Here is a 12222-nt window from a genome sequence, read left to right on the forward strand (position 1 = left end):
AGGTTAAAAACTAAGGTTGACGCCCACGTTGAAAACACGCTGTACCGGATAGGCAAGGCCATTGCTGCCCATCTCCGGATCCCACAGCTTGAAGCCACTGATCACAAACAGGTTCGTACCATTGAGGTAAAACCGGGCCGTGGTCATCTTGAAACGCTTCAGCAAACGTTGCGGAAGCGTATAGCCCAGCTCCACCGTCTTCAACCGCAGGAAGGCGCCATTGCGCATCCACCAGGTCGATGTCCATTGGTTGTTAGAGATCGTCTGATCACTCAGCCTTGGCCAAAAGGCATAAACATTCCGGTTGTCTTCCGACCAGTGATCTTCCGCAATGATCTTCAGCAAACCATTCTCATAACCCCGTCCCTGATCATCACGTTTGAACGGCTGGATCGCATTGTTGTCGATGAAGATCGAAGAACGTGCCGATCCCTGGAAGAAAGCACTAAAGTCAAACTGCTTGTACCCAAACGAGAAACCACCACCATATACGATCTCCGGCACTTCCGGATATCCGATCGGCACCTGGTCGCCATTGCCATCGATCACATTGTTACCATCCACATCGAGGTACTTGAGATCGCCGCCTCGCACCTGGCCAAAATCCTGCACAGGCGAATTCTTCACTTCCTCATCATCCACAAACAACCTTTCGGCGATCAATCCCCAGCGTTGAGAAAGCGGATAACCTACCTTACTGCTCCAGGCAGAGGCATAATCAGGCTCTTCGTTCACCAGCAGCTTGCTGTGCGCATACGTGAAGTTGCCACGCAACTGCAGCCACATGCCATTCTTGAACGACTTGTTGTAATCCATTTGCATATCGACACCCTTTCCTTCTGCTTCACCCACATTGGCCTGGATATTCGCCACCAATCCCATCGAGCTGGGAACATAACTGCGCACCATCAGGATATTCTTCCGGTGCTCTTTATACACGTCCATGGTGAAATTCAACCCATTGGTCAGTTGCACATCCATCCCGATATTCGTCTTGAACGATTTCTCCCAGGTAATAGCACTGTTGGCATACCGCATCACCGTTACCCCATTCAACGTCGTACCGAAGTTCTCTCCAAACACAGCCCCTTTGCCATCATCGTTCATGTTCACACTCGACAGGTAAAAGAACCTGTCTGCCGAAGAGCCGATCTGATCGTTGCCCACCAAACCATAAGTACCACGCAGCTTCAGCACGGATACATACTTCGACAAGCCATCGAAGAACCTTTCATTGTGCACATTCCACGCTAAACCACCCGAAGGGAAGAAACCAAGACGGTTGTTCTTGGAGAAACGCTCCGAACCATTGTAGCCGAAGTTGAACTCCGCCATATAGCGGCTATTGTACCCATACGTAAACCTTCCCGAAAGACCCTGGTTACGGTAGGGGAGCGATTGCTGCAGGTCATTGAGCGCCGAATTCGCCGTCAGGTAGTTCCGCATCGTCGTGATCAGCATACCCGACACATCATGATCGCCAAAGCTGCGGTTGTAATTGAGCGCTGCTTCGAGATAAGAGGTCGTATTCAGGATCTTCGCGCCCGGTACATAGTTCAGGTATTCGGTACCATTGATATTGAGCGGGGTAAGCACAGGCGTTTTGGCATCGGGTCCATAAGCCAGCGAATAATAAAATGGATTATAAGAACGTGCCAGACTAAAAGAGGCATACCGTTGCGTAAACGTCATCATCCGCGCCGACAGACCGCTCGTTATGAAACCAAGGTTCTGTCGCAGATCAAGCTGGGCAGTCATGGTAGACGTATTCGATTGCTGGTAGCCCGACACCATATTGGCGTAGGGGTTATTGTACTGAATACCATTCGCATCCAGCGCACTGCCGAATAAAGGATGATTCAACCTCGGCAGATAAGAAGAAGGATACACGGCCGAAAACATCACCGGGTTGCTCTTCAACGCCTGGTTGAAGATCTCCCCGCCGCCACCGACCGGCCCGTTGTAATCGTCAAACTGTCCCGAAACACGGATATTCGCCACCGTCGTCGGCGTGGCATTGATCGTCACATTCGTACGTATCTGGTAGCTCCGCAATTTGATATTGCTGTTGAAATTGTTCAGACCATTCTCTTTCAACACGCCATTGTCGACGTTATAAGAACCCGATACATAATACTGGGCGATCTTACCGCCACCGCTCATGTTCATATTGTAACGCTGGTTGTTTGTATAATCCTTGATCAGCATCTTCAACCAGTCGTTGTTGGGGTAGAGATTAGGATCGCCGCCCGCTTCCGTAGCCGCGATCTTCTCCTGCGTATACAAAGGCGCCCGAAGCGGATAACGCGTCACCAACGCTTCGTTGGCCAGCTTCATATACGTGATATTGTCCGTAAACCGGAAATTCTTGGTATTGCTCGATGTAGAATTCTCTGCCCGCACACTGAACTTGGTCTTGCCTTCCACACCCACTTTGGTGGTAACGAGGATAACGCCATTCGCACCACGCGCACCATACAACGACGCAGCCGTAGCATCTTTCAAAACCGAGAAACCGGAAATATCGTCCGGCTGCAGCCTCGCCAGGTCATTCGGCGTCGACTCCATATTGTCGATCAGGATCAGTGGATCAACCTTGCCCGCCCCGAAGGTGGTAACACCGCGAATAAAGAAACTCGCATTGTCCCTGCCAGGCTCACCACTGCGCTGATACGCAATGATACCAGAGATCTTACCCGCCAGCATGGTCGTCAGGTTGCTGGTAGGTCCTTTCAGTTCCTTGGGATTGATGGTCGTAACGGCACTCACCATACTTTTCTTTTTCTGCGTACCATAAGCAACCACCGCCACTTCTTCCATGGCTTTGTCATTGGCACGCAGGATCACATTGATGACTGGCTCGCCTTTCACCTCGATCTCCTGACCGTTAAAGCCAACAAAGGAGAAGACAAGGGTACCATTGGAGGGTACTTTGATCGTGTAATGGCCCTTCCCATCGGAAAAGGTCGCCACCGAAGGGTTCGATTTCAAAGAAACCGTAACGCCTTCCAGCACGGCAGTGTCCGAGCGCACCGTTCCTTTTACAACGATCTCGCTCGATTGGGCATAAGAGCCGGCAACGGCCCCCAGCAGCAGACAGAACAAAAGGATTGGTTTGATCCCTTTGAATACGTAGTGATACGTCTTCATAAGCAGTCTTTAGTTTTGGTGTATAGAGAAATAATTATTGCAGTTTGAGCTGTCGCACGTTCATCGCTTTCCAACCCACGCGATCCGGACGAATCGCAATAGTTTGCGTACCCGCCTTGTCGATCGTCACTGTACCCAGCGTCACTTCCTGGTAGCGGTTATAGTCGCCCGTATTTGTCACGGTCGAAGCAATGGCGGTTTCACCCACCAGCACATTGAACCGGCTTCTCTCCGCAGGTGTACCCGCCAGCGCTTTGATGGTATAGATACCCGGCTTATGGAACACCACATTCCACGACACCCACGACTCCGCGCTCGTCCAGTAGCCGATATTGCGCGCATCCCAGTTACCTTCGGTCATGGCACTCGCTTCACCCGGCCGGTTATGGATATCGGCCATCTCCGCATCCAGCAACACACTGCCATCGGCCTGCTGCTTTACCGCATACGGCTCAATCGTCATGACGCCTTGTATCTTCACCTCCACCACCGAAGCCACATCATCGGGCGCCAGCAACGGTACGCTGATCTCCAGCCCATCAGCTGTAGCAGTAGTCGCCAACGCACCACCGCCGGCCATCAGCTTCGCCAATTGCACCTTCGCCCGCAGCCCCGGCACCACCAGTTTACCATCGGCCGGCCAGTCGAATACATGCAGGTACAAGGTCGTCGCCTTGCTGTCCACCCGTTTCGTAGCACGTCCAAATGGAAGGATCCGGAACGGACTCGCCGTAGTACCATACACAGCATCGCCATTCACATTCATCCACCGGCCAATCGCCGCCAGCCTGTCAACGATAGGAGCGGGGAACTCACCCTCCGCAGTTGGACCTACGTTCAACAGGTAGTTCCCGCCCTTCGAGGCAATGTCCACCAGGTTACGGATCAACGTGGCAGCGGTTTTCCAGTTATTATCTTTAGTCTTGAAACCCCAGGTATCATTCATCGTCATACAGGTCTCCCAGTCGCGCCCGGCAATACCGGTAGCAGGTATATATTGTTCCGGCGTAGTGATATCTCCGTGGTAGCCGCCACCCAGCCTGTCGTTGGTGATAATGCCCGGTTGCAGCTTCAGCAGCGCCGCCAGCTTATCGGCCCGCGCCTTATTCATATCCGTCGGCACATCCCACCACAATTCCACCACGTCGCCATACAGCGTTAACAACTCCTTCATTTGCGGAATGGCCACCTTATCGATGTACTCATCCATGCTGCCTTCCTGTGTTTTGTCCCAATGCCCGCGTGCCGCAGCACCACCGGGATTAAACCAGTCATTCGCCTGCGAATAATAAAAGCCCAGCTTCATGCCCTGCTTCCGGCAGGCATCTACCAGCGGTTTCAGCAGGTCCTTACCATAGGGCGTAGCTTTCACCGCAGTCCAATCGCTCGCTTTCGAATCGAACAACGCAAAACCATCATGGTGTTTGGTCGTAACCACGATGTACTTCATACCCGCCTCCTTCGCCATCCGCACCCAGGCCTCGGCATTGTATTTCGTAGGGTTGAATTGCTGTGCATATTGAGCATAGACCGAACGGGGGATATTCACATCGTGCATGATCCATTCGCCCAGGCCATCGACGTCCTTGCCCTGGTACACACCAGCCGGCACAGCATACACGCCCCAGTGAATGAACATGCCCAAACGCGCCTTACGCCACCAGTCCATCTTCGACGAACCAGCAGGCGCAGGCGTTATGGATTGCGACAGAACCAATTGATAGGGTACAGACAAAAGGATGAGTAAAACCCATGAAGCACGGGTAGGGATTAATCGTAGCATGTTGATGCAGTATTTTAGAAAGTGATCAGTAAACCAGATAGGATGAAGGCAGATCCACCACACAGCATACAGAACAGGAAGGCCGGGACCTTCCACCCGGGAAACGCACAATAAGTGGCAAGGAGCTAAAATTACCAGACAAACCAACCCAGGCTTGTCAACGGAGTTCAAACGAATTGTTAACGGATATTAAATGGCCCGTCAAAAACAACCGGGACCCATTATCTTTATCGCGCAGCCAGCCTCGAAACCAAAACGACACATGAAGTACACCATCACGATTCATAAGGTCATAGCCATAGTGAGCTTCCTCATACTGTCGGCCGTACAGTTCTTCCTGGTGTACAATACCTACGAGCTCAAGAACAAACAATTCTACCTCCAGGAAAAAGACCTTATTAAAAAAGAATACAGCCTCAGCGTACAAACCGACCTCATCTTTCCCGGCGGCGCAAGGATCCTCGACACCGCCATGTACCGCAACCTCGGGAACATGGAGCAATGGCACAAAGCAGGCGACCAGGTCTTCAGCATCCGCACCCAGCAATTGCTCGACAGCACCGCCCGCGCCCTGCACAAAGGCGAGAACCTCGATAGCCTGCTGCAGTTCATCAGAAAGAAATATGCCATTCAAACCGATCTCACCTACGGACTCGCCATCGACGTACTGGAAGTGAGCTTTGGCAACAGGCAGTATATCCCCATCTACAACAAAGAAAAAAAGTATCCCGGCATCAACGACAGCCTGCAGCACCCCGGTGGCCTCTGGCTCGGCGGCGACCTCGACGATGTCAACGAGAACAACAAGATCGTCACCGTATCCGTAGGCGGCATCAACGACCGCAATTACCGCGTGGCCTATAGTTTCTATGTCGATACCCGCAACCGCAAAATGGCCATCCTGCATCGCATGATGCCCACCTTTGCATTATCTGTATTCAGCATATTGGTAGTCGTGTTGTTGTTCTTCATCACCCTGCGCAACTGGATAAGGCAAAAGAAACTATCTGAGATGAAGTCCGACTTCATCAACAGCATCACGCACGAACTGCATACGCCGCTCGCCGCCATCATCGTTGCCAACAGAACACTGCAGAACGATAAGATGACCGTCACCCGCGAAACAGTACAGCCGCTCACGGAAGTGATAGAAAGGCAGTCCAACCGGTTGAAGACCCTCATCTCGCAGGTGCTGGACATCACCAGCATGAACCAGATCAACCTAAAGAAAGAACCACTCGGCCTGCACCACTTGCTCGAGGAGATATTGCTCGACTACCGGCTTAAGCTGGCCGGCGCCCCCATACAGCTCACGCTCGAAAAGAACGCCGCTCGCGACGCCGTTCATCTTGATCAGTTCTGGTTCACCACCGCCTTGCAGAACATACTCGACAACGCCATCAAATACAACCGGCAGGAGTTCAAAGAGATTACCGTAACCACAACCAACGATAAAAAGAACATCCTGCTGAGTATAGTCGACAATGGCATCGGCATGAACGACGAAACGCAGCAACACCTCTTCGATAAATTTTACAGGGGAGTATCTACCTTGCATGGAGAAGCCAAAGGATTAGGCCTCGGCATGTATTACGTAAAGCAAACCGTCGAAGCCCATCACTGGAAAATAGACGTGGAGAGCAGGGAAGGAGCGGGCACCATGATCACCATCACCATACCGCTCGCTTGAAGCATACATTAAACAAAAGGCAAATGAAAACCAGATTACTGTTAATAGAAGATGAGGCCGACCTGGGCAATGTAGTGAAACAATACCTGGAGATCATGGATTTTACCGTCGACTGGAGTCAGGACGGTAAAGCAGCACTGGCCCTGTTCCAGGCCAATACCACGAAGTACGACATCCTCCTCATCGATATCTCATTACCCGGCATGGATGGGTTTCAGCTGGCCGAAATGGTCGTGCAGCTCAATCCACAGGTGCCCTTCCTTTTTTTAACGGCGAGGAATGAACGGGCCGACAGGCTGCATGGTCTCAAGATCGGCGCCGATGACTACATCACCAAGCCCTTCGATATCGATGAACTCGTATTGCGCATCCGCAATATCATCAGGCGCCATGCAGGGCACACCGATCAGCAGCCGCAGCAACGCAGCCTCATCGCACGCGGCGATGTACAGTTCCATAAAGACTCCCTGAAACTGCTGATCGGCAGCTATCCGCCCATCACGCTTACGCCCAGGGAGTCCGAACTGTTGGAGTTCCTCTTCAACAACGAAAACAGGATTTTAAAGCGGGAAGAAATACTAACCCGGCTATGGGGAGAAAATGATTACTTCCTCGGCCGAAGCCTGGACGTATTCATCTCTCGCCTCAGAAAACACCTCAACAAATCAGCTTACATCAGCATCTCGAACGTGTATGGGGTGGGGTTCGTGTTCAACGTCCGCGAAGGGACATGACGCATAAGGCTATTTTCTCCCTCCCCAAACCGTGGACGGATGTGTACATATTCCGCAAAGCATCGTCCACCCGGATCACGCTGACACGGTACGGGTATCGGGCATAGCTTTTGAATCACCAACTCAAAAAGCGCCATGATCAAACCCGGACAAATGACAACACTGCTACAAGTGTTGGAAAAATTACGCCACGAGAAGAAGGACAATGAGTTCCGCTGGACACCGGAGGGCTTCACAGCCGGTAGGGGAAAGAATTATCAACCCGAAGACCTCAGGATCATCCGCACCTTCCGCTTCGAAGGCGAATCCAATCCCGACGATTCATCGATACTATATGTAATAGAAGCCAACGACGGCCTGGTGGGATATACCATCGATACCTACGGAGCCGCCAGTAGCCACGATGATGAAGAAGGATACGATAACTTTATCCGCAAGATACCCGTCGAAAACCGGGACGACCAATTGATATTCGAACTCTGATCACGAAAGAAAGAAACTGAGCTAAGTTTACTTCTACAAACACCACGTCCCTGCGTCCGGCGCAGGGATTTTCTATATAAAGATCCTCCTCCCCGAAAAGCTCTCCCTAAACTCCCGCGGCGTGCAGTTTTTCTTCTTGCGGAAGATGCGGTTGAAATTGGAGATATTGTTGAATCCGCAATGGTAAGCGATCTCCGCCACCGACTGCGTTGTATCGATCAGCAGCCGCGTAGCATGACCCAGTCGGATCTCTGTGAGACTATCTATAAAAGTATTACCCGTGCGTTGCTTGAAGAAGCGGCTGAAAGCCACCTCCGACATATTCGCCAGCTTCGCCACTTCACCCAAACCGATCGGCTTGTCGAAATTCTGGTTCATGTATTCAAACGTCTTCTCTATACGCCGGCTATTGTAACTATAGGGCTCGCTAATATTGAACGACACATCCGACAGCATCCGCATATTGCGCGAAGTAGATAGATCATGCAGAATGGACATCAGCTCTAGCACCGAATCAAACCCATTCTTCCGGCTCAACTCTACAATCCGCGGAGCCACCTGCATGGCCGTTTCGCGCGAGAACAAAATACCCCGCACCGATTTCTCGAACATCGTACGGATAAAGCTCAACTGGTTACGCCGCAGAAAACGTTCATCGAACAGGTCTTTGTGAAACTGGATGGTGATCTCCCGGATCTCCTGGCCCTTGCACCGGTGCGTAAACCAGGCATGCTGCAGATTAGGACCCACCAACACCAACTCTATATCATCGATCTCCTCGATATGATCACCGATCACCCGTTGCGCATACTTCGCATGCTGAATAAAGTTCAACTCAAACTCCTCATGGCAATGAAGCGGAAAATCGAACTCCTGCTTCACCCGGCTGAACAGCGTGAAACAATCACTCTGTGTAAGGGGAGTGATCTCCCGGAGTATCGTATTCTTCACATCCTTGCTCATAGATCAATGGAATAATTATTAGAATATGATCAAATATATACAAAGAAATGTAAATAAAGTACCACTATTTCGATAGAACACCAAGCACGACACAACATACTGGCATCAAGTAATTTGTAAGACATCGACCCACTATCGGAGGCAATATTCTTCTAAAAATCACCACAATTGGTTAAAATAATACTTGTTGTCGCTTAACCACAGTGATACATTTGAACAAACAATCTTGCTGTATGAGAAATAAAGTATTCCCCCGGATACTGCTATCATTTCTATTGTGCATATCCGCCATCTCCCTCACATTTGCCCAGCAAAAGACCATCACCGGTATCATCTCCGACCAGCATGGCACACCCCTCGGCAATGCAACCATCAAGGTGAAAGGTGGAAAAGCCACCGCCACCACCGACAACAACGGAGCGTTTAAGATCTCCGTACCGCCCTACACTAAATGGCTGGTCATCTCTTACGTAGGCATGCAGGCGCAGGAAATATCAGTCGAAGGAAAGACCAACATCCTCGCTTCCCTCACCGTAACCGACAACAAGCTCAATGAAGTAGTGGTCATCGGTTACGGAACCGCCAAACGCGCCAACGTAACCTCCGCCATCTCCTCCGTATCCGAGCGCGACCTCAAGAATATCCCCGTGGCCGGGGCCGACCAGGCCATCCAGGGTAAGGTAGCCGGTGTAACGGTATCGAGTAACGGTGGTCAGCCCGGCGGCGGCGTATCCGTGCGCGTTCGCGGCATCACCACCGTCAACGGCAACGATCCGCTATACGTGATCGACGGTGTGCCCATGGGTGGCACCGTGAGCAGCCTCGAACAGAATGTACTGGGAGGCGGCTCGGGCCAAACCGGCCAAAGCGTGCTCGCCACCCTCAACCCCTCAGACATCGCCTCTATAGATATCCTTAAAGACGCCTCCGCACAAGCCATCTATGGATCCCGTGCCGCCAACGGCGTCGTACTCATCAATACCAAACGTGGTAAAGCCGGCGAAGGAAAGATCAATTACGATATGTACTACGGTTGGCAGGCCATCCCCAAAAAACTGCCCATCATGAACCTCAGCGAGTTTGCACAGTACAGCAACTCCCTCGTCAATGAAGTAAGGGCAGCCGGCGATGGCATGGACAGCATCGGCGAATTCAAGAACCCCGAACTCCTCGGCGCCGGAACCGATTGGCAGGATGCCCTCTTCCGCACCGCCCTCGTACAAAATCACCAGTTGTCGTTCTCCGGCGGTCAAAACAAGACCAACTACTATTTCTCCGGCAACTATTTCAAACAGGACGGCATCGTGATCGGGTCCAACTTCGAAAGATATTCCTTGCGCTTCAACCTCGACCAGCAGGTGAAATCCTGGCTGCGCGCAGGCGTTAGCGCCAACCTCAGCCGCAGCAACCAGAAGATCGCACTCACCGATGGCTTCGATGCCGTTACATCGGTAGTCTTATACAATAGCCCCGCAGCGGTGGTGAAGGACTTTGATGGCAACTATGCAACAACAACCTCCATCGGCGGACAAACATTCGGCAATTCCCGCAACCCTGTAGCCCTGGCCGAACTCCGCGACGTGCGCAGCATCCAGTCCAAAGCCTACGGAAGCCTCTATGCCGATCTCAACATCATGAAAGGCCTCACCTTCCGCAACGAAGTCAACTACGACTTCAGCCTCAACAGCAGCAAGGCCTACCAGCCCTTTACCAAGAACACCACCACCAACGAGATCATCCTCAGCCCCAGCCACCTCCGCGAAGAAAGAGGCAACAGCTACTACTGGGCGCTGAAGAGCTATCTTACCTACAATGGCAACTTCGGCAAACACCAGGTCAACGCCACCGGTGGTCACGAAGCACAATACTCCAAATGGGATTATATACAAGCCTACCGCACTGCCCTCACGCTTAACCTGCCATCACTGGCAGCAGGAGCCGGCGGTAATGGATCCGGCGAACAAATAGGAGCAGGGGCAGGAGAGTGGAGCATGGAATCCTGGTTTGCCCGTCTTAACTATACCTTCGATGAGAAATATGCACTGAGTGCATCACTGCGCCGCGATGCCTCCTCGGCATTCGGTGAAGACAACCGCGCCGGTTACTTCCCCGCAGCATCCATCGCATGGACAGCCAGCAATGAAGCCTTCCTGCAAAACGTGAAATGGCTTAATTACCTCAAGCTGCGTGTGGGCACAGGCGCCGTGGGCGGACAAAACATCCAGGCCAATTCCTACACCACCAATATCCGCCTCATCACAGAAGGTCCCTTCGGACCTGGCGGCATCCCCCGCAACGTTGGCAATCCCAACCTCGGCTGGGAATCCATCATCACCTACAATGCCGGTATCGACGCATCGCTCTTCAACAGAAGGGTTGATCTCTCGGTAGACTATTACAAGAAAGTTACCAGCGACATGTTGCTGGCCACTCAGCTGGGCGACTTCTCGGGCTTGGGCGAACAAACCAACTCCAGTAACTGGAACGATATCTGGACACCCATCGCCAACGACGGCCAGATGACCAACACCGGCATCGATATCTCACTCACCACGCACAACATCGAAACCAAAAACCTGAACTGGCGCACCACCGTCACCTTCAGCCACTATAAGAATGTACTTAATTACCTCAATACGCCCGACGCCGCCATCACCGGCCGCGTAAAGACCGACTACTCCGGCAACGATCCAGTGGTAACACTTACCAAACAAGGTCTGCCCGTAGGCGCCTTCTACGGATACGTGACCAATGGCCTCTTCACCAGCATGGACCAACTGAATAATGGCACCAACTGGGGACTGCCCGTAGGCCAGAAGACCTACTATCTCGGCGATGTAATGTACAAAGACCTCGATGGCAACAAAGCGATCGACGATAAGGACGTAACCTTCTTAGGCAACCCCAACCCAAAGTTTACGCTTGGCTTGAGCAACACCGTTACCTATAAGAATTTCGACCTGAACCTTTTCATCTATAGCAGCGTAGGCGGAAAGATCTACAACATCGTACGCCGCCATACCGAAGCACTCACCAACCCTTGGAACAACCAGTCGCGGGATGTGCTCAACAGGTACACAGCCAGCAATACCACGGCATCGATCCCGAGGTACAACCCCTGGCACAACAACAACTTCCGCATATCCGACCGCTTCGTGGAAGATGGATCCTTCCTGCGCATACAAACCTTGTCGATCGGCTACAACCTGCCGAAGAACCTCATCGGCAAAGCAAAACTGTCCAGCGCACGCGTCTATGTATCGGCACAGAACCTCTACACCTTCACCGGTTATTCTGGCTACGATCCAGATCTGGGCTCACTCAACAACAACGTCACCCGCATGAACATCGATGACGGACACTATCCCAATCCCAGAACGATCACCGTAGGTGCCAACATAGAATTCTAATTGCCTTAA

At 51.9% G+C, this 12222-nt stretch carries 7 protein-coding genes; 4 read left to right on the top strand and 3 right to left on the bottom strand.

Annotated features, from left to right (window positions below; all coding sequences use genetic code 11):
• Positions 1-3: 3 nt before the first annotated feature.
• Together P2H89_RS10345 and P2H89_RS10350 are read right to left on the bottom strand one after the other, a co-directional pair.
• Positions 4-3150, bottom strand: a complete 3147-nt coding sequence (locus P2H89_RS10345) for a TonB-dependent receptor (protein WP_275826650.1) — start codon at positions 3148-3150, stop codon at positions 4-6.
• Between the two features lie 34 nt (positions 3151-3184).
• Positions 3185-4933 (bottom strand): alpha-L-fucosidase, encoded by a 1749-nt coding sequence (locus P2H89_RS10350; RefSeq protein ID WP_275826651.1) that lies wholly within the window; start codon positions 4931-4933, stop codon positions 3185-3187.
• A gap of 262 nt (positions 4934-5195) precedes the next feature.
• Here P2H89_RS10350 and P2H89_RS10355 point away from each other — a divergent pair, with 262 nt between their 5' ends.
• The 3 genes from P2H89_RS10355 to P2H89_RS10365 all read left to right on the top strand — a co-directional run bounded on the left by P2H89_RS10355 (position 5196) and on the right by P2H89_RS10365 (position 7840).
• A complete protein-coding gene (locus tag P2H89_RS10355; RefSeq protein ID WP_275826652.1) occupies positions 5196-6623 on the top strand; it encodes a HAMP domain-containing sensor histidine kinase in 1428 nt (475 codons plus the stop codon).
• A gap of 23 nt (positions 6624-6646) precedes the next feature.
• Positions 6647-7357 carry a response regulator transcription factor gene (locus P2H89_RS10360; RefSeq protein WP_275826653.1) on the top strand — a complete coding sequence of 237 codons (711 nt, stop codon included), beginning with the start codon at positions 6647-6649 and terminating at the stop codon, positions 7355-7357.
• Between the two features lie 153 nt (positions 7358-7510).
• The gene (locus P2H89_RS10365) at positions 7511-7840 is read left to right on the top strand and encodes a hypothetical protein (protein ID WP_275826654.1); all 330 of its coding nucleotides are present in this window, start codon (positions 7511-7513) and stop codon (positions 7838-7840) included.
• A gap of 72 nt (positions 7841-7912) precedes the next feature.
• Here P2H89_RS10365 and P2H89_RS10370 read toward each other — a convergent pair whose 3' ends face one another.
• Positions 7913-8803: an AraC family transcriptional regulator gene (locus P2H89_RS10370; RefSeq protein WP_275826655.1), complete on the bottom strand. Its 891-nt coding sequence runs from the start codon at positions 8801-8803 to the stop codon at positions 7913-7915.
• Between the two features lie 233 nt (positions 8804-9036).
• On the opposite strand from P2H89_RS10370, the gene P2H89_RS10375 reads away from it, so the two are divergent.
• Positions 9037-12213: a TonB-dependent receptor gene (locus tag P2H89_RS10375; RefSeq protein WP_275826656.1), complete on the top strand. Its 3177-nt coding sequence runs from the start codon at positions 9037-9039 to the stop codon at positions 12211-12213.
• The last annotated feature ends 9 nt before the right edge of the window (positions 12214-12222 follow it).

This window comes from Paraflavitalea sp. CAU 1676 (assembly GCF_029223285.1).
In the GTDB taxonomy this organism is placed as follows: Bacteria; Bacteroidota; Bacteroidia; order Chitinophagales; family Chitinophagaceae; genus Paraflavitalea.